Source organism: Emticicia sp. C21 (assembly GCF_003418935.1).
In the GTDB taxonomy this organism is placed as follows: Bacteria; Bacteroidota; Bacteroidia; order Cytophagales; family Spirosomataceae; genus Emticicia.
The window spans coordinates 165,526-190,435 of sequence record NZ_QVMT01000007.1 but is presented as its reverse complement, the minus strand read 5'-3'; the positions used below and the strand labels follow the sequence as shown (position 1 = coordinate 190,435).

22 protein-coding genes are annotated in these 24,910 nt (G+C 38.5%); 10 read left to right on the top strand and 12 right to left on the bottom strand.

The window, feature by feature from the left end; translation table 11 throughout:
* Positions 1-97 precede the first annotated feature (97 nt).
* Positions 98-844 carry a glycosyltransferase family 2 protein gene (locus D0T08_RS17375; RefSeq protein ID WP_116983941.1) on the top strand — a complete coding sequence of 249 codons (747 nt, stop codon included), beginning with the start codon at positions 98-100 and terminating at the stop codon, positions 842-844.
* A 135-nt stretch (positions 845-979) separates the two neighbouring features.
* Here D0T08_RS17375 and D0T08_RS17370 read toward each other — a convergent pair whose 3' ends face one another.
* Positions 980-1,438, bottom strand: coding sequence for a transcription elongation factor (locus D0T08_RS17370; RefSeq protein WP_229238983.1), 459 nt, complete (start codon positions 1,436-1,438; stop codon positions 980-982).
* 39 nt (positions 1,439-1,477) lie between these two features.
* Positions 1,478-2,605 carry a molybdopterin-synthase adenylyltransferase MoeB gene (gene moeB, locus D0T08_RS17365; RefSeq protein ID WP_116983940.1) on the bottom strand — a complete coding sequence of 376 codons (1,128 nt, stop codon included), beginning with the start codon at positions 2,603-2,605 and terminating at the stop codon, positions 1,478-1,480.
* Positions 2,606-2,736: 131 nt separating this feature from the next.
* Here moeB and D0T08_RS17360 point away from each other — a divergent pair, with 131 nt between their 5' ends.
* From D0T08_RS17360 to D0T08_RS17345, 4 genes are all read left to right on the top strand, one after another.
* Positions 2,737-3,480, top strand: coding sequence for an FKBP-type peptidyl-prolyl cis-trans isomerase (locus tag D0T08_RS17360; protein WP_116983939.1), 744 nt, complete (start codon positions 2,737-2,739; stop codon positions 3,478-3,480).
* Between the two features lie 174 nt (positions 3,481-3,654).
* Complete coding sequence (locus D0T08_RS17355; RefSeq protein ID WP_229238982.1) at positions 3,655-5,730, top strand: carboxy terminal-processing peptidase; 2,076 nt, start codon at positions 3,655-3,657, stop codon at positions 5,728-5,730.
* 267 nt (positions 5,731-5,997) lie between these two features.
* Entirely contained in the window at positions 5,998-6,348 is a 351-nt protein-coding gene (locus tag D0T08_RS17350; protein ID WP_116983937.1) for a PadR family transcriptional regulator, read from the top strand.
* A gap of 17 nt (positions 6,349-6,365) precedes the next feature.
* A complete protein-coding gene (locus D0T08_RS17345; RefSeq protein WP_116983936.1) occupies positions 6,366-9,062 on the top strand; it encodes an ABC transporter permease in 2,697 nt (898 codons plus the stop codon).
* A gap of 175 nt (positions 9,063-9,237) precedes the next feature.
* Here the strand turns inward: D0T08_RS17345 and D0T08_RS17340 are convergent, their stop codons facing one another.
* From D0T08_RS17340 to D0T08_RS17320, 5 genes are all read right to left on the bottom strand, one after another.
* Positions 9,238-9,687: a hypothetical protein gene (locus D0T08_RS17340; RefSeq protein WP_116983935.1), complete on the bottom strand. Its 450-nt coding sequence runs from the start codon at positions 9,685-9,687 to the stop codon at positions 9,238-9,240.
* A gap of 76 nt (positions 9,688-9,763) precedes the next feature.
* Positions 9,764-11,344: a hypothetical protein gene (locus D0T08_RS17335; RefSeq protein ID WP_147322792.1), complete on the bottom strand. Its 1,581-nt coding sequence runs from the start codon at positions 11,342-11,344 to the stop codon at positions 9,764-9,766.
* Positions 11,345-11,421: 77 nt separating this feature from the next.
* Positions 11,422-11,961 (bottom strand): RNA polymerase sigma factor, encoded by a 540-nt coding sequence (locus D0T08_RS17330; protein WP_116983933.1) that lies wholly within the window; start codon positions 11,959-11,961, stop codon positions 11,422-11,424.
* Positions 11,962-12,103: 142 nt separating this feature from the next.
* Positions 12,104-13,537: a PepSY-like domain-containing protein gene (locus D0T08_RS17325; RefSeq protein WP_116983932.1), complete on the bottom strand. Its 1,434-nt coding sequence runs from the start codon at positions 13,535-13,537 to the stop codon at positions 12,104-12,106.
* A 74-nt stretch (positions 13,538-13,611) separates the two neighbouring features.
* The gene (locus D0T08_RS17320; RefSeq protein ID WP_116983931.1) at positions 13,612-13,836 is read right to left on the bottom strand and encodes a DUF2905 domain-containing protein; all 225 of its coding nucleotides are present in this window, start codon (positions 13,834-13,836) and stop codon (positions 13,612-13,614) included.
* 414 nt (positions 13,837-14,250) lie between these two features.
* Here D0T08_RS17320 and D0T08_RS17315 point away from each other — a divergent pair, with 414 nt between their 5' ends.
* Complete coding sequence (locus tag D0T08_RS17315) at positions 14,251-14,928, top strand: NUDIX domain-containing protein (RefSeq protein ID WP_310586265.1); 678 nt, start codon at positions 14,251-14,253, stop codon at positions 14,926-14,928.
* A gap of 65 nt (positions 14,929-14,993) precedes the next feature.
* Here the strand turns inward: D0T08_RS17315 and D0T08_RS17310 are convergent, their stop codons facing one another.
* Positions 14,994-16,475, bottom strand: a complete 1,482-nt coding sequence (locus D0T08_RS17310; RefSeq protein WP_116983930.1) for a Gfo/Idh/MocA family protein — start codon at positions 16,473-16,475, stop codon at positions 14,994-14,996.
* A gap of 328 nt (positions 16,476-16,803) precedes the next feature.
* Positions 16,804-17,334 (bottom strand): M23 family metallopeptidase, encoded by a 531-nt coding sequence (locus D0T08_RS17305; protein WP_116983929.1) that lies wholly within the window; start codon positions 17,332-17,334, stop codon positions 16,804-16,806.
* A 200-nt stretch (positions 17,335-17,534) separates the two neighbouring features.
* Between D0T08_RS17305 and hslU the strand changes: the two genes are divergently transcribed.
* Complete coding sequence (gene hslU / locus D0T08_RS17300; protein WP_116983928.1) at positions 17,535-18,929, top strand: ATP-dependent protease ATPase subunit HslU; 1,395 nt, start codon at positions 17,535-17,537, stop codon at positions 18,927-18,929.
* A gap of 77 nt (positions 18,930-19,006) precedes the next feature.
* Here hslU and D0T08_RS17295 read toward each other — a convergent pair whose 3' ends face one another.
* The 3 genes from D0T08_RS17295 to dnaG form a co-directional block, all read right to left on the bottom strand.
* Positions 19,007-19,906: a PE-PGRS family protein gene (locus D0T08_RS17295; RefSeq protein ID WP_116983927.1), complete on the bottom strand. Its 900-nt coding sequence runs from the start codon at positions 19,904-19,906 to the stop codon at positions 19,007-19,009.
* A 118-nt stretch (positions 19,907-20,024) separates the two neighbouring features.
* A complete protein-coding gene (gene arfB / locus D0T08_RS17290) occupies positions 20,025-20,432 on the bottom strand; it encodes an alternative ribosome rescue aminoacyl-tRNA hydrolase ArfB (protein ID WP_199538183.1) in 408 nt (135 codons plus the stop codon).
* A gap of 22 nt (positions 20,433-20,454) precedes the next feature.
* Entirely contained in the window at positions 20,455-22,434 is a 1,980-nt protein-coding gene (dnaG, locus tag D0T08_RS17285) for a DNA primase (protein WP_116983926.1), read from the bottom strand.
* Between the two features lie 71 nt (positions 22,435-22,505).
* On the opposite strand from dnaG, the gene D0T08_RS17280 reads away from it, so the two are divergent.
* The 3 genes from D0T08_RS17280 (at position 22,506) to D0T08_RS17270 (ending at position 24,867) form a co-directional block, all read left to right on the top strand.
* Positions 22,506-23,117, top strand: a complete 612-nt coding sequence (locus D0T08_RS17280) for a trimeric intracellular cation channel family protein (RefSeq protein ID WP_116983925.1) — start codon at positions 22,506-22,508, stop codon at positions 23,115-23,117.
* Positions 23,118-23,248: 131 nt separating this feature from the next.
* Positions 23,249-23,719: a hypothetical protein gene (locus D0T08_RS17275; protein WP_116983924.1), complete on the top strand. Its 471-nt coding sequence runs from the start codon at positions 23,249-23,251 to the stop codon at positions 23,717-23,719.
* A gap of 227 nt (positions 23,720-23,946) precedes the next feature.
* Positions 23,947-24,867, top strand: a complete 921-nt coding sequence (locus D0T08_RS17270; protein ID WP_116983923.1) for a hypothetical protein — start codon at positions 23,947-23,949, stop codon at positions 24,865-24,867.
* Positions 24,868-24,910: the final 43 nt, after the last annotated feature.

The following is a 24,910-nucleotide window of genomic DNA, read 5'->3' as shown; positions in this document are numbered from 1 at the left end:
CCGAAAAACTCCTTTTCTATGTTTGTCTTTTGTATTTTTGTCACGTAAATCATAATCTCCTCTAAACAGAGTAAATCCTAAAATCTGACATCACTTCATGAAGATTTCAATTGTTACTGCCGCTTACAATTCTGCCGCTACTATCCGCGATACTATTGAGAGTGTACTTTCTCAAGATTATCCGGATATTGAATACATCGTTGCTGATGGTGCTTCAAAAGATGGCACGGTAGACATTCTGAAATCATATGGTGATAAAATCAAGTGGGTATCTGAGAGGGATAGTGGTATCTATGAAGCCATGAGTAAGGGTGTAGCAATGGCTACAGGAGAGGTAGTAGGCATTATGGGTTCTGATGATTTTTATCCGGATAATCAGGTGATTTCTAAAGTAGCAAAAGCCTTTCAGGAATCAAAAGCTGACTCAGTATATGGAGATTTATATTATGTAGATAACGAAGATGTCAATAAGGTAGTGCGCAACTGGAAATCAGGCAAATACGACAAAAAGAATTTTCTGATGGGTTGGATGCCTCCGCACACGGCTTTTTTTCTAAAAAAATCGGCGTATGATGCCTATGGCTTGTATGATACTTCTTTCAGAAGTGCAGGTGATTATGAATTAATGCTCCGCATGTTATATAAACACAACGTTTCTTCCTTTTATATTCCAGAAGTATTGATGAAAATGCGTACCGGAGGAACAAGTAACGCATCTCTTAAGAACCGAATCAGAGCCAACAAAGAAGACCGTCGTGCCTGGACAATGAATGGTCTTACACCACGTTGGTATACCCTCTATGCCAAGCCCTTATCGAAAGTATTACAATGGGTGGTGAAGTAAAATTGAGTGATTTAGTGAATGTATGATTGAGTGATTATTTTCTTGAGCTATTATTAGCATTACTCATTTAGATATTCTATCAATTAAAATAGTTATAATTTAATCACTCAATCAGTAACTTACTTAATTGGAATATCACTCGATAGATTCAATCATATACCTTTTCCCCCTAAACTCAAAAGCTTCCTGAGCAGCTTTACCTATTAATATCTGACCAATTGGAGCTTGGGGAGAGATAACCATAACATTCTTACCATTTAAGGCTACAATGCCTGCACCGACGGCTACAAAAAAATCACCCATCGTTGTTTTAACCATTGAACCTAAGCCCACATTTGGTTGGGTAATCTGAGGGTTTATTTTTTCTAAAGTTAATCTTTCCAGACGAGCTTGTTCGTACATTCTGCCATTCATTTCGCGGTCTATTTGTCCCATTGCCCGGGCAGTTTCATATTTATCCCCAGCAGAACTTTTTCCCTCTTCATTGGCCGAATTTTTCGCTGCTTCCATGGCTTGCCAGGAGGTGTCCATTCGTTTTTCTATAATTTCTTTTACTTTTTCTAATATCTCCTCTTTCATAAATGAATGTGCCATTTGTCTAACTATGAGGTATAAGTCAATAAAAATTCCCCTTTAGGGCGGTCCGACGTATCGGTTAGGGGCATCCGACATAGCATTTAAGCCTCCTGCAAAATTAAGCAGATTTGTATACCCATATTGTTCTCTTAATAAATTTATAGCTCTGCGACTTCTGATACCGCTCTGGCAATGAATGATTACAGTTTTATCTCTTCTTATTTTAGGAATATGTTTTTCTAATTCAGAAAATGGCATTAATTCACCTCCTATATTATAGGTATTGAACTCGTATTGTTCCCTTACATCAATTAATTGAAAGGATGATTCTTTACCGTACTTAGCGTTAGCCACTAAAGTAAGATACTCGTCATAATTTATTTCATCGTTTTCTTTATTTACGGCACTAACACCACAAAACAATTCATAATCTATCAGCTTGTCTATTTTTAATGCACCAGGTATTTTAGGTATTTTAAGCATTCTGCTTTGCATCGATAGCGTATCAAGCATTAATAATTTCCCTACCAATGGTTCGCCAATTTCAGCAATAACCTTAATGGCTTCTAATGCCTGCATAGAGCCAATAATGCCGGGCAATACGCCTAATACACCAGCTTCAGCACAATTGGGTGCCTGCTCGGGTGGGGGAGGGGTTGGAAATAAATCGCGGTAGGTAGAAGAACCTTGATAATTAAATACAGCAACTTGTCCCTCAAACCGATGAATAGCTCCATAAACAAAAGGCTTATTCAATATCACACAAGCATCATTTACCAAGTAGCGTGTCGGGAAATTATCTGTGCCATCAACTACAATATCGTAGTCTTTGATAATAGCTAAGGCATTAGCAGAAGTAAGGCGAGTTTCATACTTATGAATCGTAACCGAGGGATTTAGTTCCTTTAAGCGGTTTTCAGCTTCCTGCAATTTTGATAATCCTACCTTATCCGACGAATATAGAATCTGTCTTTGCAGATTACTCAGAGCAATGGTATCATCTTCAACAATTCCTAATGTGCCAACGCCAGCTGCAGCTAAATACAACAATACAGGACTACCCAATCCGCCGCAACCAATCATTAGAACTTTGGCTTGTTTCAACATTTCCTGGCCCTCTAAACCCAGTTCGGGCAGGAGTATTTGCCTGTCATATCGCCTGATTTCTTCTAAGCTTAAAGCCATGTTAAAAATTCTTAAAATTTAAGGAAAATTAATATTTTTTATAGTTTTTTTTCAAACACGTCTAATTTTTCAGCTAAAAGTACGTTTATTTGTTACTCTTAACAAATTTCTAAAAAACAGCGTTTCTAAAAATGAAGAAAATTATAGTGGCCCTTTCCCTTAGTTTATTTACCGCACAATTTGCTGTAGCACAAACTCCCAAAACTCCAGTTAAAAAGGCTCCTGCGGCAGCAGCAAAACCAGCAGCTCCTAAATCAGTTGCGGCAAATACAAGTGGCCCGATGAAAAATACTTTAGATTCATTAAGCTATGCTATCGGGATGAATATCGGAGCCAATCTGAAACAACAGAATATCAAATGTAATACAGATTTGTTGGCAAGTGCAATTAACGACATATTAAGTGGCAAGCAAACAGCTTTAGAGCCAGGTGCAGCCAATGCTTATATACAAGGCTATTTCCAGAATGAATCCATGAAAAAAGCTGCTTCGAATCAAAAAGCCGGAGACGCATTTCTGGCTACAAATAAATCAAAAGCTGGAATCATAACTTTACCAAGTGGCCTGCAATATCAGGTGGTAAAAGAAGGAACAGGAGCAAAACCTGTGGCGACTGATAAAGTAAAAGTACACTATCATGGAACAACGATTGATGGAACAATTTTTGATAGTTCAGTACAAAGAGGTGAGCCTGCAGAGTTTGGTGTAACACAGGTGATACAAGGTTGGCAGGAAATATTACAGATAATGCCGGTTGGTTCTAAATGGAAAGTATTTATTCCGGCAAATTTAGCTTACGGTCCACAAGGTCCGCCAAGCATTGGCCCAAATCAGGTATTGATTTTTGATCTGGAGTTGATAGATATAGTAAAATAATATAAGAGCATTGTAGGAGAGAGATTATAAAATAGGCAACTATATCGGTTTGATAATTGTTAACAATTTAGTAATTCGCTTACAAATAGCTTTTTAAGGCATATAATTTAACAGAGTTGTCATATTTTAAATCAAAACTCTCCTTTAGGGGATGGGGTTATTATGCTAGAAATTATGAAAAAAATATTAGTCCTATTCACCCTGACAGGGCTTTTCGGGTGCTTTGAGAATAAGGCTCAGAATACCAAGGCATCTACCGCGCCAACGTATGGCTATAAGGAGTTAATCCCTACTCGCACACAAGAACAGGTGGAGCAATTTGCTACACAGTTTTTGAGTTATCATCACTATCAAAAATTCAAACTGGATGATAATTTTTCCTCAAAAGTGTGGGATAATTTCCTCAAAGATGTTGATGGGGGGCATTCCTATTTTACAAAAGCAGATGTTGAGTCTTTTGAAAAATACCGTTATGGTATCGACGAAGATTTATTGGAGGGTGATTTGACGGCTCCTTTTGAAGTGTTTAATCTTTTCAGAAAGAGATATAAAGACCGATATGACAAAATCATGACTTTGCTTGACAAGCCTTTTGATTTTGCAAGTGATGAAACTTTTGAAACCGACAGAGATAAAGCTCCATGGGCAACATCAGAAGCAGAATTAGATGATGTTTGGCGTAAAATTGTAAAAAGTCAGGTATTAGATTTGAAATTGAGTGGAAGTAAAGACAGCGCTATTACAGCCACCCTGAAAGACCGTTACAAACGCTGGGAGTCGAGAATTGCTAAATGGCGTTCAGAAGATGTATTCCAATCTTTCATGAACTCATTCTCTGAAAGTATTGACCCGCATACCAACTATATGATTCCAAGTACGGCGGCACAATTTAATATTGAAATGAGCCAGTCGGTAGAAGGTATTGGTGCTTCTTTGAAAAATGAGGGTGACTATGTAACTATTGCAGAGGTGATTCCAGGTGGACCATTGTTTAAAGATGGTAAAGCCGTGAAAAACGACCGAATTGTGGCAGTATCACAAGGTGATAATGGAGCATGGCAGGATATTGTGGGTTGGTTGACAGACGATGCCGTGAAGCTAATCAGAGGTACTAAAGGAACAGTGGTACGTATCCGTTTATTACCGGGCGACGCGCCTGCAGGTTCTGCTACTAAAGAATTGAGATTGGTACGTGAAAAAGTAAAACTGGAAGAGGCTGTTGCCAAAGGTGAGGTTGTACCTGTTAAACATAATGGTAAAGACTATAAACTGGGAGTGATTGATATTCCGATGTTTTACCGGGACTTTGAAGATGCCCGTAAAGGTGGAGATTTTCAAAGTACTACCAAAGACGTAAAAAGATTCCTGGACGATTTTAAAGCCAAAGGTGTAGAGGGTGTTGTAATTGATTTGAGAAACAATGGCGGTGGTTCGTTGACAGAAGCGATTAATCTGACAGGTTTGTTCATTAACAAAGGCCCGGTAGTACAACGCCGTGATAATAATGGGGGAGTAGATGTAGAAAGCGATACTGACCCGGAACTGGTTTATAATGGTCCATTAGTAATTCTTCAGAACCGTTTCAGTGCTTCGGCATCAGAGATTTTTGCAGGTGCTATTCAGGATTATAAACGTGGGTTAATTGTAGGTGAAAAATCTTTTGGTAAAGGTACTGTTCAACAATTGGTTGATTTGGACCAGTTCTTATTGTCGCCACGTACTGCTTCTACAGATAAAAAAGCATCAGCTAATGTAGGTTTTGATCAGAAAGAAAAATACGGTCAGTTGAAATTAACTACTGAGAAATTCTACCGTGTAACTGGTAATAGTACACAACGTAAAGGAGTATCAGCTGATATTGTTCTTCCAAGTCCTTTTGACCCGGAAGAAATGGGAGAAAGCTCTCAGCCAACGGCTTTACCATTCGACCAGATTAATACTTCGACTTACGAGAAAACTAATATTATCAACGAGAAAGTTATCGCTAAGTTACAAGAGAAATATAATGAGCGTTTAAACTCTGACCCTGCTATGAAACAATTGGTAGCAGATCTGGCCGAATACCGTAAGACAAAAGACATCACTGTGGTTTCTTTAAACGAAGCGAAACGCAAACAGGAAAGAGATGAAAACGAGAAACACAGAAGTGCCGTTAACAAGTTGAGTACCGGAGAAAAAGACGGTAAAGACAGAGATCTAATATTAAGCGAATCTGAAAGAATCCTTTGCGATTTAATCAGTAATAAATAACATAAAGGACTTTTGAATCGTACGGGTTCGATTCTCGTCTGAAACAAAAGAAAACGAGTTGCACAAAATAAGTGTAACTCGTTTTTTGTTTATATACCAGAACTCAAGAATCTAACCTCCTATGTCCACTTCTGGACGATAATTTGTCCGTTTCTGGACAGTCTTATTCTTTGAAATGTACGCACAGACGCTTTAAATGATGGTTTTTAGATATGGCACGTGATTTGATTTACAATATTGTATCTAATCAATCATTTATAAATTTCTATGAAAAAAACGATACTGGGAGAGTTAGAAGAACTGGTGCTTCTGGTAGTTGCGGCCAGCACTGAAGAAGTGTATGGTGTACCTGTGCTGGAACAATTACAAGAGCAGACTGGCCGGGACTTTACCATCAGCGCAGTGCATACAACCCTTTACCGATTAGAAGAAAAAGGTTTTCTATCTTCATCGGTAGGAGGGGCTACAGCACAGAGGGGAGGGAGGAGCAAGCGCCTGTTTGCTTTAACTGCTGCGGGTGGACAAGCATTACGGGAAATACAAGAAACACGCAGCCGACTCTGGCAGTCCATTCCTGAAAGCAAACGCCCGCTTTTAGCTAAACTGGATTTGTCCTAACCATTAACACAACTCCTATGAAAAAGCAACGAGAACATTTATCAGACCACCAGTCCTATCCACAAGAACCTCCCCGATGGGTTGACAGATTATTGGAGTGGTTTGTTGCGCCTCATCTGTTAGAATATATACAGGGAGACTTATATGAGCACTTTCAAAAACGAGTAGTTCAAATAGGTTTGAAGCGCGCCCGTCGAGAATATATATGGTCGGCACTGCATTGCCTGACACCCTTTTTTTTCAGAAGAAGAAAGACTAATAGCTATTACAACCAAAATTCTAATCCATCATTTAAAGACATGTTGTCAAACTATCTGACCATCGCTTTTCGCAATTTATTGCGGCACAAAGGTTTTACGGCTATCAATATTCTTGGATTAGCTGTAGGAATGGCCTCATGCCTGTTGATTGTCCTTTTTGTAACGCACGAACTAAGCTATGACCGCTACCACGCCCATTCAGACCGGATGTATAGAATGACCTTGCATGGAAGAATGGACGAAAAAAAAATTAAGCTGGCTTATACTTCTGAACCGGCAGGGGAGGCTTTATTACGAGACTTCCCGGGTATTGAGGCTATGACCCGTATTCGCAATGATGGTGGTTTGCTTGTTAAAAATGGCAAAGATGTTTTCAAGGAAGAAAAGGTAGCATTTGCTGAACCGAATTTCTTTTCGTTTTTCTCTATTCGAATGGTCAAGGGTAACCCTGCAAAAGCATTGATAGACCCTAAAACAGTAGTATTAACAGAAACAACCGCCAGAAAATATTTTGGCATGGCTGACCCCATCGGCAAAACCCTCACGATGGGTAACCTGGGCCTTTTTCAGGTAACAGGCGTCTGTGAAGATATTCCCTCCAATACGCATTTTCATTACGATATGCTAGGCTCTTTTAAGTCTGTCAACGGAGGTACAAAATGGTTAGCCAGTGGCGCACATACTTATGTGGTACTTCGGGAGGGTTATTCTATCAAGCAATTAGAGGCCCAAAGTGAGGCATTAGTTAATAAATATGTTTCTACAGAAATCAAGGAGTTTTTTGGGTTGAGCTTTGCTGAATTTCTGAAAAAAGGTAATCAATTTGGGTTCCCTTTTCAGAGAGTAACGGATATTCATTTGTACTCTAATCTGGATGATGAGATAGAAGCCAATAGCGATATAAAATATGTGTATATTTTTTCAGTAATCGCGTTCTTTATTTTGCTTCTGGCTTGTGTTAACTTCATGAATCTATCTACGGCAGGCTCAGCAGGGCGTTCTAAAGAAGTAGGTATACGTAAGGTTTTAGGTTCTGTTCAAACACAGTTAGTTGGGCAGTTTCTGACAGAATCTGTTTTGGTGACTTTTCTGGCATTACTACTTGCGTTTGGATTAGTTATTTTGCTGTTGCCCAACTTTAATGATTTAACCGGAAAAGTCTTCACCCTAAGCTCAATTTTCAATTGCCGCGTATTAGGAGGAACTATCATCGGATGTTTAGCAATTGGCTTATTAGCAGGTAGCTATCCGGCTTTTGTACTATCATCGTTTAAGCCTATTACGGTTCTTAAGGGAAAAGTTCAAGCCGGCTTCCGGAGTGGTTGGCTGCGTAATACCTTAGTTACAGGTCAGTTTGCTATATCGATTGGTATTATTATAGCTACTATCGTTGCCAATCAGCAATTAAAATTTATGCAGAATAAGAAAGTGGGTTTTGACAAAGAACAGGTATTAGTCCTGCACGAAACGCAGGTTTTAGGAGAGAAGGTAAACGCTTTTAAAAATGAATTGGCTAAACTATCTCCGGTTGTCAGAGTATCGTTAGCAGGATTTTTACCGGCTGGTATCTCCCGTAAAAGTGTGGATGGAGTACAGGTAAAGAATGGAGAACGCATCGTTACTCACCGCACTAAAAGCTATTATATCGACGAAGATTATTTGCCTACACTAGGAATGAAAATAGCACAGGGACGAAATTTTTCGAAGACATTTCCTACAGATAATTCGGCTATTCTAATAAATGAAGCGGCTGCTAAGGCCTATGGGTTTAAGAACCCGATTGGTGAACAAGTTTCTCTGACAGGAGACGGCTCAGATGGAAGTAAAAAGAAATATACCATTGTTGGTGTAATCAAAGATTTTCATTTTGAAACTATGCACCAGAATATTGCTCCTTTAATAATGTTTTACGGAGGAGATAATGCTCAATTGGCTTTACGCATAAAGACTGACGATATACCAACTTTGCTCTATAATATTGAAAAATTGTGGAAAGGGCAGACTGACAATCCTTTTGTGTATTCTTTCTTGGATGAAAGATTTAATAGCATGTATCAAGCCGAACAAAGAATCGGGCAACTATTTGGAATTTTTGCAGGTCTGGCAATATTTATTTCCTGTCTGGGTTTATTTGGTTTAGCTGCTTTTGCAACCCATCAACGCACCAAGGAAATAGGTGTCCGAAAAGTGTTAGGAGCTTCTATTAGTAGTATTGTTTCCTTATTATTGGCGAATTTCCTTAAGCTAATTCTGATTTCGATTCTGATTGCTTCGCCTGTTGCCGGTTATGTGATGAGCCAATGGCTACATGACTTTGCTTACAGAATAGATTTATCCTGGTGGATTTTTATTTTAGCAGGAATGTTAGCAATTTCTATTGCTGTACTGACGGTCAGTTACCAGACTATCAAAGCCGCTTTGGTGAATCCGGTGAAGAGTTTGAAGACGGAGTAACAACGCGCAGCAACTGCCCTCGAACGCAGCGGCAGATCGCCTCTAAAGGCGAGCTGCTTACGCACGCTTTCATTTAGCTGATTTTCTTATTTCCTAAAATATCTTTGCCTAACACGCTTCTGTTTCGTGTTCCACAAAAAATAGTGCGTAAGCAACTCTCCTTTAGGGGTGGGGGTTATAATGTCGAATCAGATTTGGCTGAATCTGCCGGTACCACTTGCTGCTGTGGTTGCGGTAGTGGCAGATTAGTTGGTAGCTGTGGTTGTTCTAAGAATTCAACATCAACTATAAAATATTTGGTATCACCATTCCAGGGAAAGCGGAAAAACTTCTCTCGAAATTTTAGCGTTACACGTTCTCCTGTTTTTAAAGCTTTTTGCAACTTAGGTGTAACAGAATCTAACTTACATGAAAAATCCCAATATCTTGGGGTAAGTGTACCTGTCTCGCCCGAGTATCCTCCCTCATTCAGAACCCCTTCAAATGTTTTAAAAACATATCCACGCTCACTGAGTTTTGAGATAGTCCCGGCTCTTTCTCCTTTTGAATAATATCCGGCTGTCAAATAATAAAATATTCCTAAGACTAACAAGAGTAATATTATCAGAAAAATTCTCAGTTTCATTGCGTTATCGTTTAAATCTATTGATGGTGCAAATGAAATGATTTTTAAGAGAATTGCAAAGATTAGCAGTTCATTATTAAATGAAATTGATGCGCAGGTTAAGCCCGATATTATAAGGGCGTATCTTCAGATAATTATTAGCATCGAATGATTGAGAAAGGCTATATCTGAATGTAGGTTCAATCCAGAGTGATTTTCCACCTTTGATGGGGTAAGACACACCTACAGAAGCATTGACATAGTAACCAAAGTCTTTGTTATTAAGCACATGTACGGCCTCTGCACCACCTATGGCATATACACTGGTTTTTTTCCGGCTAATGAGGTAAGCATTATCTAACTTCAAGCCTAAAGTCTGCATGAATTGTTTTTGCGCTACCTGCTCGCCAATACCTACCAAAGTATAAGAACCATTATCGGCTGTTTGCACTTCGTAGTCGCCACTGTTTATCTCATAATTCGCCCATTGTTGCAGGCCTGTATAAGTTCCTGAAATTCCCATAGCAAAGCGCTCTGACAGTGGCTTCATGGCACCCGTTCTCACTTGAATACCTAATCTTTGGTTATCAATGGCATCCAATCGACCAACCTGTTGAATATAAGTGTTCGTTTGAGGCAAGATCGTAAACGCCTGATAAGTTTGCAAAGGCATCAGACTAGCAGTAAAGTTAATCTTCCGATGCACTCTTTGTTCTGGTTCTTCTACCTGATAAGGTCGTTCTGCATTATAAGCAATGGCACTAAAAGGTTTGCGAATCGCTTTTGGTTTAAATTCTTTGCCTGATAATTGTTCTAATTTTAACTCTTCGGCTGTATTATTTTCAGAATTATTATTAGCTAGTATCTCATTTTCATTATTAGCTTCCGAGGTGATTTCTTCTTTATTCGAAACAGGAGGTTTCACACCTGAATCCTGGTTGTTTTTACGATTAGGTTTATTGTTCGCTATAAAAGATCCTTGATTATTGTTCACTACTCTTCTTTGCCCTTTTGTGGCTTTCTTATCTCCAATACTAATGTTTTTATTAGATAAGTTACTTTTATCTGTTTTGGAATTTGTAGTATTAGCAACTACATTTTCATTAGAAGTAGACTGTAATAATGGTATCTGCTTTTCACCAGGTTTTTCCGCTGATTGGGTTTCTTGTGTTTGTCTTTTTTGCATATTCGCTGTATCTCCTGCTTTAGTACTTATCGGTTGACTTGCAGTAGTAGGTTTTTTATTGTCAGAATTAACAGCAGTCATGCCTGCATTCTCTTTGCTATTCAACAACCACCATAAACTACCCAACAATAGTACAAGTCCTGCAGCTATACCCACACGATAGAAGAGCGGAATGATGATGCCACGACGGCGTTTTTTAGGCTGAATAGCCTCTTGTATTTTCAGCCAGCTAATGGCTTGCGGCTCTGGTTCGTAATCTTTGAATTTCTGAGCCAGATCAACACCTGCACGAATCTTATCCCATGAGTCTTCCTGTGGCTCAGGCTCGTACTCCTTCATTTTTTGGCTAAGGTCAATACCTGCACGGATTTTTTCCCACGATTCATCCTGTGGTTCAGCTTCGAAATCCTGAAACATCTGTGAGAGTGGCATAGACGCAAGAATCTTGTCCCATGATTCTTCCTTGGGCTCCGATTCAAAGTCCTTAAACATTTCTGACAGTTTTTTCTTTATTTCGTCGTCTGGCTGCATATTGTATTCCCTGCGGGAACAAACCTACGTTTTATTTTTTAAACAGTTACACCCATTTCTATGAGCTTTTTTCTTAAATGTACTTTAGCCCTTGATAATTGAGATTTTGATGTACCTTCTGAAATTCCTAGAATTTTGGCTATTTCATTGTGTTCATAGCCATCAATCAGGTACATATTTACAACCATTCTGTATCCGTCTGAGAGCTCGTTAATCACCGCTACAATTTCTTCATGACCCAACTGAGATATGGCACTTATATCAGTATTACTGGTATCTTCCAGCAAATGGTAATCGACAAACTGTCTTTCATTGGTATTCTGCCGATAATGGTCAATGGCTGTCCGGATAACCAACGATTTTACCCAATATTCCACCGATTCAGGTTTTTGTAAATCCTGAATTTTATTAAAAACTTTAATAAAAGCCTCCTGAAAAATATCTTCGGCTTCCATAACCGTACGTGCATAACGCCGACAAATACCCAATAACCTACCTTTATAAAGATTATAAAAGGCGGCTTGCGCTCTGGGATCTTTCCTTTGGCATCCAAGTACTAATTCAATTTCATTGGGCATTCTCAAAAGGATTGCGGTGTTCTTAGTAATAACGTTTAAAACTGGTTGAGATAAATTCTTTAAATAAAATAAGATTCACTCAAACAGATTTTTTTAAATAGGCTAGCATTATCTGCCCTAAATAATAGCAACGAGTAAGGGATTAACCCTTTCTTGCTGCCACAAAATTTCCATTTGCATCAAAGCTTAAAATATAATTTTCATTACCCACTTTGATTGCAATTATGTATGAAAATAACTGACTGTCTACATAGTGCATCAGACCAGCCTTAAATACCCAACCTGGATAATAAGTATTGAAATACGCTCTTATTTTACTCGGAATGTCATTATCCTGCATGTATTTCGCTACAAGCTTGCCACTACTGAATTTCAACGGATTCTCAAAGGCACCCAGTACTTTACCTTTATCGTCAAAAGAATAGTTGATAACGAAATTGTCTTTCACAATAGCTACCCAATAGATTTTCTTGTCTTTATCGGTAATAAGAGAGGTCTGTATATAAATAAACTCCTTATAACGATTAGACAGGAACGTAGTAATCGTTTCAGGTAAATCTTTGGGTTGAATGGTTTTTATCTCATATTTGCCGCTGGATGCCCCTGGCGCGCCGCATACCTGAGAGCCACGCCCGTTTTCTCCGTTTGAATCAAACTGTACGGCGAATTGTTTTTTCTGAGAAGTGATTAGAATATAATAGCCTTGTAGAACTCCGTTCTGTGAAAATGTAATGCCATTTTCATAGGACCACTCTGCGAAGTTCGCACTCAAAACATCTTTGATTTTCTGAGGTAAGTCCGGGAACGATAAAGGTCTGTAATCTAACTTATACACAGGCACGAGAAGCCCCAATGTACCTGACCTTAATATATTTCCTTTTTCATCGAACAGGTATTCAAAGGTGGTCAGGTCTTTGGTAATGACCACCGAATAAAGTTTGTTTCCACCCTGAATTGATACCGCAGCTTTCACAAAGGTGTAATTCTGATGCTTCTCTAATAAATAGGCCTTGATAACCTCAGGTAAATCTTTTTGCTCAATGAAATAGATTTTAGGTGGGCCACCCATGCCATTAGGTCCACCGCCCGGCCCGGGTCTGTCGTTTGATGCCACCATAATTAATGTTCCGGTGCCATCAAAAATTACTGCTATATCTTTGCCATCCGTTAGGGTTACAATTACTTTATAACCTATAATAGCACCAGTATTAGGGGCTACTTGCTGACAGATATTCTTGATTGTTGAACCCGGGAAATTGGTATTGATATAGGTCTTGGCATTATCAGGCAATTGTATGCCGTTGGTTACCTTATAAGTCTCGGTAATTTTTCCTATATTATTGACTATGGCAGACATACGGTCAACCTTAAACTGGAAATTAGACTCCCATAGCTTATCTTTTTCAAGTGTGGAGAATTTTATCTGCGTAGCTTCCGGAAACTCTTGTTTAATGGCATTTACTGCTGCCTGCGGAACTGCCTCACCCGGATTAAAAGTAGGCTGAAGATCCTTCACACTATCGCACGCTGATAAAATACAGCCTACCAGCAACAGGTATATGTAGAGTTTTTTCATCTTAAGCGCTAAAATCTTCTTATCGGTTTACAAATACAGACGCACCCCAATGAAAATTGGTTGCACAGCATTATCTAGAAAAATTTCTTAATGAGGTAAATAATGAGATTAAGCAGTAGGCTAAGTAATATCATCGTAACAACGGGAAAATAGATACGTGTATTGCCTTTTTCATAAAGTATATCGCCCGGGAGTCGACCAAACCAGTGTAGTTTGTCGGCAAAAAAATAAATGACGATGCCGATTAAAATTAAGATACCCCCAATGAAGATGATGTACTTTCCTATGTTTTGATTCATGTACTGAACTCGTTTAACATTTTTAATTTATAGATGCCAACTAATCTCTTGTAGGTCGGGAATCTCAACTATTGTAACCGTCCTCATTCAAAAAGGTTCCCCCCATATTGGTCACCTTTTCAATAGTTGTTATGCAGACGGCCAGTTGTGAATTGTAATTCAAGACTGGGAGTCGCCGACCAGGCATCCCTAAATTTCCGGTTTTGGATTTTGTTTTCAAAGTGTTTGAGTAGGTTTCTGAAATAATCAGACTGTTTTTTCCTCTTTCAACAGGACATTTGTTATCAATGAAAGAGTATAAAGTTGCTATAAAAATTGGAGTGTTCTGAGTGAGCTAAATCAACAGATTTTTAGCGGAAAGGAACAATCCTGAACTTCATTATGTATTTTTGCAGAAAAATCAGAAAATATTTCATGATCCAGGAGAAACTCGAAGACGCCCACAAATTTAAACTTTGGAAAAGAAATTTAGTAGAAAATGGACTTAAAATCAACCAGATAGACCAGCATTATACTAGATACCGCTACAACGGAGAAATACTTTTTTCACTCCTGATGCTGGATGCTGAAACTCCCGAGGGAGATAAAATACCGCCAATATGTTTTTTAAAAGGGGAGGTCGTATCAGTACTTACTTGTCTGATTGATAAAGAAACACAAGAAAAACACCTGTTATTAGTAAAGCAAAGAAGAATTTCAGAGGGTGCATTTACTTATGAGCATCCGGCAGGTATGGTTGATGGCACTAAAACACCTTTAGAAATTGCCATAATGGAGGTAAAGGAAGAAACGGGTTTAACGATTACTGCTGAACAACTGATTGATGTGACACCACAGAAAAGACTTTTTCCTAGTACTGGCACAAGCGATGAAGCGATTTATTTATACTATTGTGAATTGTATATGAGCGCTGACGAAATAGCAGAACTCAACGAAAAAGAAATGGGTACTGATTATGAGTTTGAAAAAATTACGACACATATTCTGCCTTTTGTAGAGGCTCATCGCTTAATTGTTAATACAAATGCCGTATTACTGAATTATTTATATCTGGCTAAAATAAAAGATTTTGAATTGATGGCTCAACTCTAATAGAAACTAAAAATCCTGTCTGGCAAAAGACAGGATTTTTGGTCTTATATGCATAAGAATGATTCTTACACCAATTTCCAACCTTCACGGTATTGACGTTGTACAAATTGGTTGGCCTCATCGAAGTTAGTAATCTTCATGTTAGTACCATCCCACAATAGTTTTTTACGTCCATCGTAGTTGAAACCATTTTTACCATTTGACTTACGCAGGTTATAGCTACGGATAGCCAGATTACCCATCAATACAGTTTCAGTCAATGGCCCTGAATAATCGAAAGAGGATGAAAGTGCTTTGTGCTCTTTGCTGTTGAAACCTGCTTTACACGCCTCAGCCCAAGATGCCTGGTGTCCATGCTCTGGAAGAGGTTTCACGTTCGGGTCAGCTTTTGGCATAATGTCTATTTTCTCTCCGTTTTTCAGATAAATTTTAGGCGTATTACCATAAGTACCGCAAGTCATTACACCTTTCGTACCAATCATCAATACACCATTGCTGCTATCGGCTTCTGCTAATGGCTCGTTAGCCGGAATCCACTCTGGGTGGAACGGACGGATACCACCGTCTGTCCAGTACATAGTAACAGGGGCGTTATTGCGTTTGGTAGCAGGGAATTTAATCTGAACGCTTGAAGATGGCGGACATCCTTCCGGATTATATTCTGGTTGCCAGTCTTTCAGGAATACCTGTCCAACACTACATTCGATTTCAGTTGGGTAACCAAGACCTAATACTCTGAAAGCAGGGTCAATCAAGTGACACCCCATGTCGCCTAAAGCACCTGTTCCAAAGTTCCACCAACCTCTCCATTTAAATGGGTGATATAATGGGTGATAATCAACCCATGAAGCAGTACCTACCCACAAATCCCAGTCTTTTGGAGTCATCGACTCAATCAAGGCAGGTTTATCAGTTGGAGCAGGATTACCTTGTGGCCATACCGGGCGATTAGTCCAGATATGTACATCACTTACAGTTCCGATAGTACCTTTATCCAACCACTCCATCATTACTTTTTGGGTTGGATTAGAAGCACCCTGGTTACCCATTTGAGTTACTACTTTGTATTTTCTGGCACCTTCAGTTAGTTTACGGGCTTCGTAAATATCGTGTGTCAATGGTTTTTGCACATACACGTGTTTGCCTCTTGACATAGCATCCATAGCTGCTACTGCGTGTTGATGGTCGGGAGTAGAGATAGTAACTGCATCAATATCTCCTTTCATTTCATCAAGCATTACTCTGAAATCATTGTAGCGTTTCGCGTTAGGGAATCTGTCAAGACTACCCGGGTTAGTTGCGGTACCTTTGCAACGAGCAAAGTCTACATCGCAAAGCGCTACTACATTATTTACACCGTTATTGTAGGCGTTATTAATGTCTGATCCACCTTTACCACCGCCGCCAATAGCAGCAATATTCAGTTTGTCGCTAGGGGCAAGAAAACCTTTACCTAATACATGACGAGGTACAATAAAGAATCCACTAGCAGCAACAGCGCCGCTTTTGATAAAATCCCTTCTGTTCGTTGTCTTTTTGTTTTGCATTATTGAAGAGTTGAATAGTGAAAATTAGATTAAAGTATGTAAAATCTGACCGAGACTTTACTATTTTCAAAGCTTATTTTATATGCTTTATATTTAGTTCAAACTTACAAAAAAAACTGTTTGCTTGGTAAAATTTGTAAGATTTACATGAAAAATATTGTTTTGTTTATAGCCGAAAGCCTCCTAAACATAAAAATAAAAGCGAGCACTGTTAATACTCGCTTCTACTAACGACAGGCTATTGAATTTAAATATTTATCTTACTATTTTAAGTGCACATTAATATTTTTTGTAGACAAACATGATACTTTTAGAGTTATTGGCTATTTCAGGAGAGGGCTTGATTAAGATAAGTAATAGGATTCAGGTAAAACATTTTCTTCCAACCCTGTTTAGAATTATCTATTTGCCAGAAATACGGGAAAAGGGTTGTGATAGAATAATGAAGGTGGGGTATCTTGCCCTTTGCATTGCCTGTATCGCCTACCGTACCAATTATATCCTGCCCATTTACATAAGAGAAAAATTTTGTTGTAATGGTGTCTAAATGGGCATAATAATGCACACGCCATTTAGGACCTAAAACCATTACTACTTTGCCACCTCTGCCTAATTGACCTTTATAAATAACGAGACCTTTGGTGGCAGAATTAACAGCGATTCCTTTATCGGCAAAAATATCTACCCCCTTATGCGTACCTGATTTGCCCCAGGGATAATACCAATAAGATTCCTGATTAAAGCTCGATTTCGTGGCACCTTTGACAGGAATCCGGAATGTTTGAGGAATAAGAAAACCTGCAATTATAACAAACAGCAGGATTTGAAACTTTCTTTTGTGCGCAGCAAAGCCTCTCATACATTGATAGATTAGAATACAAAGCAATTTAAAAAAACGTAATTAATAATTATAAAAGCCAGTGAAAAATCTTTTATAACCTTTATCACCCATTAATCATAAAAATAGGCTCGCATTTTTGTTTTAGAACGAATGAAAACTAAATTTGCGAACAGACTGTTGGTAACAAATAATAAACACTTTAATATAAGTTTATTTTAATGGCGAAAATAATAGAGAATCTTACCCCGCAACAAATCGTACAAGAACTTGACAAATACATTATTGGTCAGAAAGAGGCGAAAAGAAATGTAGCTATTGCACTAAGAAACCGTTGGCGAAGAATGAATGCCAATCCGGAAATGCAATCAGAAATTATTCCGAATAATATATTAATGATAGGTACTACGGGTGTAGGTAAAACAGAAATAGCCCGTAGACTGGCAAAAATCGCAGAAGCGCCTTTTACTAAGGTAGAGGCTTCAAAATTTACAGAGGTAGGCTACGTAGGTCGTGATTGTGAAAGTATGGTAAGAGATTTGGTAGAACAATCGGTAAATATGGTTAGATCAGCCAAAAAAGAAGAAGTAAAAGCTAAAGCTCTGGAAACAGTTGAGGATACACTATTGGATATTCTGATTCCTCCGGTAAAGGATAAAAAAGAATTTGGGTTCAAGGTTGAAACTAAAAAAGAGGAAATAGAAGACTATACCGAGAATTTGCTCAATGAGAAAACACGTGAGGCTTTCAGGGAAAAATTAAAGAATGGAGAGCTTGATCATAGGAAGGTAGAAATTGATGTGCAAAGTAATGGTTCACCTTCGATTGGTGTAATGGGTGGCCCTATCGATGATGTGTCGATGATGAACATTCAGGAAATGATAGGAGGGATGCTGCCTAAAAAAGGCAAAAAGCGCAAAGTAAGCATTGCCGAAGCCAGAAAACTCTTATTGGAAGAAGAAGCGGCTAAATTGATAGATATGGATGAGGTAAAAGAAGAAGCCATCTGGAAAGCTGAAAATTTAGGGATAATTTTTATTGACGAGATAGATAAGATTGCTTCATCAAGTGGTAAATCGGGTGGGCCTGATGTGAGCCGTGAGGGGGTGCAACGTGACTTATTGCCCATTGTTGAAGGTAGTACCGTAAATACCAAACATGGTTCAGTAAAAACAGACCATATCCTTTTTATAGCTGCGGGTGCTTTTCATGTAGCCAAACCATCTGATCTGATTCCAGAATTACAAGGACGTTTCCCAATCAGAGTAGAATTAGAGAGCCTGACAGAAGAGAATTTTTATCAGATTCTGAAAGCTCCTAAAAATGCATTGACTAAGCAATACGAAGCTATGCTGGAAGCAGAGGGCGTAACTTTAAGTTTTGACACAGAGGCGCTCAGAGAAATTGCTCGTATCGCCTTTCATGCCAATAGCGAAGTAGAAAACATAGGTGCCAGACGCTTACAAACGGTCATGAGTCATTTATTGAACGAAATCATGTTTGATGTGCCGGATGTAATAGGAGCCAATGCCCAGATTATTATTACTAAAGACATGGTAAATGAACGTTTATCTAATCTGGTGAAGAATAAAGATTTGAGCCAGTATATTTTGTAGGAATATTTAATACTGAATCAAATAATAAACCCTTATCAGAGAAATCTGATAAGAGTTTATTTATGAATTGCAGTTAATTATTTCTTTTTAGCAAAATAGTATAAATAAGACGGCGTTGTTTGCCCATCAGGTTTCTCACTATTGGTAAAATAGCCTTTACCATCTTTATCAAAGCAGAAACCCTCACCTTGAGATTCTTTTACATACGGTAGCAGTTTATCTCTGTCTCTGGCAAGTGTCTGAGGAATGGATTCTCCATCTTTGCGATACCAATAGTACAATACTTCATAATTACGAATGACAATTTCTTTTCCGTCAGGCGAAATACCACCACTGGTGACGGCCAAATAAGGCAAATTCTGTAAAAACTCGGCAGTTTGCATTTCAGAAACTGATTGAGGGTATTTAAGCCGATACAAACGCACATTAAATTCCCGCTTGGTAACGATATAAATATCTTTCGTAGCAGGGTCAATCAGGATACATTCAGCATCACGGCTTCCGTCAGGATATTGAAAGGAAATACGATCAAAGCCTGTAACTGATTGATTTAACGACTGTGGCTCAAGAAAACGATAGATATAATACTTATTGTCATATACGGCAGCATTATCACCAATTTCGGCCAGATACAAGTAGTTTTTTCCATCTTCCGGCCCCGGGCCTATCGATATATCTTCCCAATCCCGGTTAGGAAACGGCATTTTTATCGAACCCTTGTATTGCCCCTGATGAGAGAATAAATAGATATTATTCGGGTTATCTCCATCTTCTTCAACCCATACATTACCTGGCATACTACGGCTATCGCAAACGCCTGAAGCTTCATTGGCTACATTAGAGGAGATTGTGGCTATGGTTGGATTAGTTTCGTATTCTGGAAGTACTGTAGGGTGTGGATCGGGGTCAGGCTTATTAAACCAGTCGCATGAACTTAGAAAAAGTGGGATGAATAAGTAGACGAGTATTCTTTTCATTCGGCTGTTGGATATATTTCCTGCAAAGAAAACGATTCTTATGCTAAGATATTAGCAGTTAATAAATATTTAATCCAACTCGTGTATCTCTATACGCTTTTTTTTATTCTACGGTTAATTAATATTCTATCTTCTGTTTTCTGGTTGCCTTTTTCTCCGATTCAATCTTCTTAGATTTTAATCTTTTCTCTACCGCTTCTCCACTTGGTTTAGTGGCTACCCTTTTTTTTCTCTCATGCAATGCCTTTTCTAAAGTTTTGTAAAATTTCTTAATGGCTAATTCCTTATTCTGCAACTGGCTGCGTTTTTCCTGTGCTGTTATTACCAATACAGTATCCTGAACTATCTGATTCTGTAGTTTTTCAAACAATCGCTGTTTTTGTACGTCAGATAATAGGGCAGAGGTCTGAATATTAAATCGTAATTCTACTTTGGTTTCTACTTTGTTTACATTTTGTCCACCGGGTCCTCCACTTCTGGAGGTGGCAAATTCAAATTCGGGTGTAAAATCTATATCTTTTATCATTTTCTTTATTGTGTGAATGAGTTTATCCTTGTACAACCGTACCTAAGAGTTGAGCTAATTTTTTAACAGTATCTTTGAGTTGCATCATTTTTATTATGATTTGCTCCTGTACCTCGAATGATTCGGCTTCTCCCAATTCAGTATCTAATTTTTTCATTTCAGATTCAACCCGACTTTTTTTCAATCTTAAAATATTTGTATAAGCCATGTCGGCTAATTTGTCAGCTTCAACAGGAACGTAAATTTCATGTTTTTCCCAGTTTTCACTTAATATATAAGGTGACGAAAGCCAATTAATTGTTTGCGTCTGTATTTCATTATCTTGATGACTAGTGAAATACAAAGTTTCAGGTATTTGTCCTCTTTGATGAAATTCCCGACAGATATTGAGTATTTTGCCATATGATGGTGTTTCAAACTCCATATCTTTTATCTCGTTAAAAATATAATCGGTAAGCGTGAAGTCTATATTCTCAATTACATTTCTATCTAAAATATTACTGCCATAACAAACCAAAAGCCGCACGCATTCCTCTTCATGGTAAGATAAAATACTTCTTTCCTTTACGGGCTTTACCTCAACAAGCTCCTGATACTCATAATCAGCAGGAATAAAGGCTTCAACCGGAATATTAACATCAGCAATGGATTGGTTTCGGTTTTGTCTTTGTCTTTCTTTTTCAGAATCGTGTGCTTTTCTCTGAAAGATTTTATTCCCCTCGGTAATCAGTATATGTTCATCAATACTCAATAAAGAGGCTACTTCTTTATAGAATACCGAGCGCTTGATAGAATCGGGGATTTTAGAAATGGTTTCAACCAGATCTTTAATTAACTCGGCACGTTTGATAGGATCATTGCCGACATCTTTAAGAGAGATTTCGGTTTTGAAGCGAATGAAGTCTTTCTGCGTATTCTTAACATAATCCTTAAATGCCTGACTTCCTACCTTTTGCACAAAACTATCAGGGTCATCACCATCAGGAAATACAACAGCCTTTACATTTAACCCTTCCTCTAAAATAATGTCAATCCCACGCAAAGAGGCTTTAATACCCGCTGCATCACCATCATATAAGACCGTTACATTATCAGTAAATCTTCTGATTAGCTGAATTTGTTCCTTAGTAAGAGAAGTTCCCGATGAGGCCACTACATTTTCAATACCTGCCTGGTTGAGCGAAACCACGTCAGTATAACCTTCTACCAGATAACAATTTTCTTCCTGACGAATGGGATTCTTAGCCTGAGCAATACCATAGACAATAAAACTCTTGTGGTAAACTGCTGTTTCAGGAGAGTTAAGGTATTTAGGTGAATTAGGATCTTTTTTCAGAATCCGCGCTCCAAAGGCAATGGCTTTTCCAGCTACGTTGTGTATAGGGAAAATCACTCGTCCTCTGAAACGGTCTATGGGGTCTTTGCCTTCTTTAATAATGGTTAGACCTGCCTTTTCGAGAATATCGAGCGAGAAACCACTTTTTAAAGCATGTTTGGTAAAAGTATCCCATCCGTCAGGACTATAACCCAAATCAAACTTGCGGATAGTCTGGTGGTTAAATCCGCGTTCTTTAAAATAACTCTGTCCTATACTTTCGCCTTCAGGTGTTTTCCAGAGTTGATCCTGATAATATTTATTCGCAAAGTCAAGAACTATGTATGTACTTTCTTTTTCATTCTGGGTTTGCTGCTCCTCACTTGTATATTCCTTTTCCTGTATTTCTATGCCATATTTCTTCGCTAAATGTTTAAGCGCCTCAGGATAACCTAAACCCTCAATATCCATTACAAACCTCACAGAGTCTCCGGCTTTCCCGCAACCAAAGCACTTATAGATTCCTTTTGACGGTGAAACAGAGAACGAAGGTGTTTTTTCATTATGAAAAGGGCAACAGGCTATCATGTTTGCTCCCCGCTTTTTGAGAGAAACATAATCGTCCACCACTTCTACTATATCGGCGGCTTGAATAATCTGTTGAACTGTATCTTGATCTATGCGCATGTAGCTATTTTAACAGAAAACGTTAGGTTGACGTTTTTCTAGCTAATTTTACCGCAAAATTAAGAAAACCTATGGAATTTTTTACCTTTATTAATATTGGCGGAACAATTGCCTTTGCTGCATCAGGTACTTTGGCAGCTATGCGCAAAGATCTAGATATCTTCGGGCTCCTGGTGATTGCCTTTGTTACCTCAGTTGGCGGAGGCACTGTTCGTGATATGCTGATAGGGCATCTGCCTGTCAGATGGATTCTGGATTCTTCAATTATCCTGCTGATAATCGCAGCAACTGCAGTTACCGTTCTTTTCAGAGCCAAAATAGATCACTTAGATAAAGCCCTTACTTTCTTTGATTCTCTCGGGCTTGGTTTTTTTGCGCTCAGAGGAATTCAAGAGGGCATCGCCGTACAACTCAATGTTCCGTCGTGCATTATTTTAGGAACTATCACTGCCTGCTTTGGCGGTGTGATAAGAGATATTTTATTAAACGAAATCCCTGCGCTTTTCCGGACTGGTCAATTGTATGCCACGGTTTGCATCATCGGGGGGAGTTTATTTTTTGCACTCCAACAACTAAATATCTCTGCCGAAATAATTGATATAATCACAGTATTGGCTATTTTTGGTATTCGAACCCTGGCAATTAAGAAAAATATTCATTTACCTAAAATCAATAAAATGTAAAAACTTGTTGGAAAATTTCAATTTATTTGCTTAGTTTGTTGTGTGAACCAAAACTACTACTGAAACGAGTCGCTTCCATATCACTCCTGATATTACTAATCTGTAATATACTTGGCTCTACATTTGTCTTAATGATGGACAAATGGCAGGAACAACGTACCGTACAGTCTAATATATTTTTTGAGGAAAAAGGGGAAGAACTAGTGATAAAAGTACCAATGGCAATTCCTTATCTGGCTGGTTGGGACGAATCAGAAGCAGCAGATGGTCTGGTTATCTACAAAGGTGATTTTTTCCGTACTACTCAGCGTAAATTTTCTAATGATACGCTCTACACGTATTGCACCAAAGAAAATGCAAGCCGTGAAAACGTGTTCAGTTTATTACAACAGGTAAAGAAACATGTGAGTGATGAGCCAACAAGCCCAGGTAAAAAAGCACTTAATTTCTTTAAGAATCTCACTAAAGATTATACTCAATTCAATACCCACACAATTGCTTACTTTTGGGTTGAGGACCTCCCGTTAAAGATCTACACATATCAGGAATTCGTTCCTGCTTCAACAAAATTGGTTCATTCTCCCCCTCCGGATTTGGTTTAAACGCAGATTTATCTTTTCTACAATTTTTGTCATAGCTGCCAAAGTCTGTGCTTTGTCGTCTTATGATGAAAATTTCCGCTCAAATCAACACTCTTTTATTGAATCATGTAATTGCGCATGAGTATCTGTTAATGGCTTAAATATGCCCAATGGTTACAATTACGCTTTTAAACTCAGGGTTCACTGTTTTACAAGACTGTTTTTAACCAAAACTCTATATTTTTAAGATGAAATTACTCTACAAGTTAATACTTGTGTTGGTAGGCGGTGTGTGTATTAATGCGAATGCCCAAATGCCTCATGATGCGATCTATATGAATAAAAATTCAATTTGTATAGCAGCAACGTATTCGAACAGCCAGTGGAAGGAATATTGGGAAAATAACCTGAAACGTGAAAATTTCAATATCGGTACTCATACTACCCAGAGTGTTATGCCAATGATTGCCTATGGCATCACCAAAAGATTAAACTTACTTGCCGGCGTACCTTATGTTTGGACTAAGACAAGTGCAGGAAATCTGATGGGCCAGAAAGGAATCCAGGATTTATCGTTATTTGTAAAGTATAATATGGTACAATCTGAAAGCGGCTTATCACTTCATGGTGTAATAGGAGGTTCAGTACCTTTAACTAACTATGTGAAGGACTTTTTACCGATGTCAATCGGAATCGGGTCTAAAACATTGACTACACGTTTAATAGCACACTACAAACATAGCTCAGGCTTTTATATTACTGCTCATGGAAGCTATTTTTTCCGTAGTAATATCAAAGTTGACAGAGACGCTTATCAAGCCGACGACCGTGTTTATAATACCAACGAAGTAAGAATACCCAATGCAACTGATGTGGCTGCACGTGCTGGTTATTATAAAAAAGGTATTCAGGCAGAGCTTTTCATCGATAAAAATACATGCGTTGGTGGCGACTACATCCGTCGCAATGATATGCCTTTCCCAACAAACAATATGAAATCGACCGGAGTAGGTTTTTATGGTAAGTTCCAACCTAAAAATATTGGATTTACTATAATGGCCAGAAAAGTAATTGACGGCGAGAATATGGGTATGTCAACTACTTTATCGGCAGGTTTCCTATACCAGATAAACTTCAAGACGAAGTCGGCCGAGGCTGCCAAAAATTAAAATTGTAGAAAAGATTAATCACAGAAAATATGCTTCCCCAGGC

Excerpts from the sequence above, each read along its gene's own strand:
- D0T08_RS17280 (WP_116983925.1), top strand. The coding sequence starts at position 22,506 with ATGGAATTTTTTACCTTTATTAATATTGGCGGAACAATTGCCTTTGCT.
- moeB (WP_116983940.1), bottom strand. The coding sequence starts at position 2,605 with ATGGCTTTAAGCTTAGAAGAAATCAGGCGATATGACAGGCAAATACTC.
- D0T08_RS17355 (WP_229238982.1), top strand. The coding sequence starts at position 3,655 with ATGAAAAAAATATTAGTCCTATTCACCCTGACAGGGCTTTTCGGGTGC.
- arfB (WP_199538183.1), bottom strand. The coding sequence starts at position 20,432 with ATGATAAAAGATATAGATTTTACACCCGAATTTGAATTTGCCACCTCC.
- D0T08_RS17325 (WP_116983932.1), bottom strand. The coding sequence starts at position 13,537 with ATGAAAAAACTCTACATATACCTGTTGCTGGTAGGCTGTATTTTATCA.
- D0T08_RS17315 (WP_310586265.1), top strand. The coding sequence starts at position 14,251 with ATGATCCAGGAGAAACTCGAAGACGCCCACAAATTTAAACTTTGGAAA.
- D0T08_RS17375 (WP_116983941.1), top strand. The coding sequence starts at position 98 with ATGAAGATTTCAATTGTTACTGCCGCTTACAATTCTGCCGCTACTATC.
- dnaG (WP_116983926.1), bottom strand. The coding sequence starts at position 22,434 with ATGCGCATAGATCAAGATACAGTTCAACAGATTATTCAAGCCGCCGAT.
- D0T08_RS17270 (WP_116983923.1), top strand. The coding sequence starts at position 23,947 with ATGAAATTACTCTACAAGTTAATACTTGTGTTGGTAGGCGGTGTGTGT.
- D0T08_RS17275 (WP_116983924.1), top strand. The coding sequence starts at position 23,249 with ATGATGGACAAATGGCAGGAACAACGTACCGTACAGTCTAATATATTT.
- D0T08_RS17340 (WP_116983935.1), bottom strand. The coding sequence starts at position 9,687 with ATGAAACTGAGAATTTTTCTGATAATATTACTCTTGTTAGTCTTAGGA.
- hslU (WP_116983928.1), top strand. The coding sequence starts at position 17,535 with ATGGCGAAAATAATAGAGAATCTTACCCCGCAACAAATCGTACAAGAA.
- D0T08_RS17350 (WP_116983937.1), top strand. The coding sequence starts at position 5,998 with ATGAAAAAAACGATACTGGGAGAGTTAGAAGAACTGGTGCTTCTGGTA.
- D0T08_RS17370 (WP_229238983.1), bottom strand. The coding sequence starts at position 1,438 with ATGGCACATTCATTTATGAAAGAGGAGATATTAGAAAAAGTAAAAGAA.
- D0T08_RS17295 (WP_116983927.1), bottom strand. The coding sequence starts at position 19,906 with ATGAAAAGAATACTCGTCTACTTATTCATCCCACTTTTTCTAAGTTCA.
- D0T08_RS17330 (WP_116983933.1), bottom strand. The coding sequence starts at position 11,961 with ATGCCCAATGAAATTGAATTAGTACTTGGATGCCAAAGGAAAGATCCC.
- D0T08_RS17335 (WP_147322792.1), bottom strand. The coding sequence starts at position 11,344 with ATGTTTAAGGACTTTGAATCGGAGCCCAAGGAAGAATCATGGGACAAG.
- D0T08_RS17305 (WP_116983929.1), bottom strand. The coding sequence starts at position 17,334 with ATGAGAGGCTTTGCTGCGCACAAAAGAAAGTTTCAAATCCTGCTGTTT.
- D0T08_RS17310 (WP_116983930.1), bottom strand. The coding sequence starts at position 16,475 with ATGCAAAACAAAAAGACAACGAACAGAAGGGATTTTATCAAAAGCGGC.
- D0T08_RS17320 (WP_116983931.1), bottom strand. The coding sequence starts at position 13,836 with ATGAATCAAAACATAGGAAAGTACATCATCTTCATTGGGGGTATCTTA.
- D0T08_RS17360 (WP_116983939.1), top strand. The coding sequence starts at position 2,737 with ATGAAGAAAATTATAGTGGCCCTTTCCCTTAGTTTATTTACCGCACAA.
- D0T08_RS17345 (WP_116983936.1), top strand. The coding sequence starts at position 6,366 with ATGAAAAAGCAACGAGAACATTTATCAGACCACCAGTCCTATCCACAA.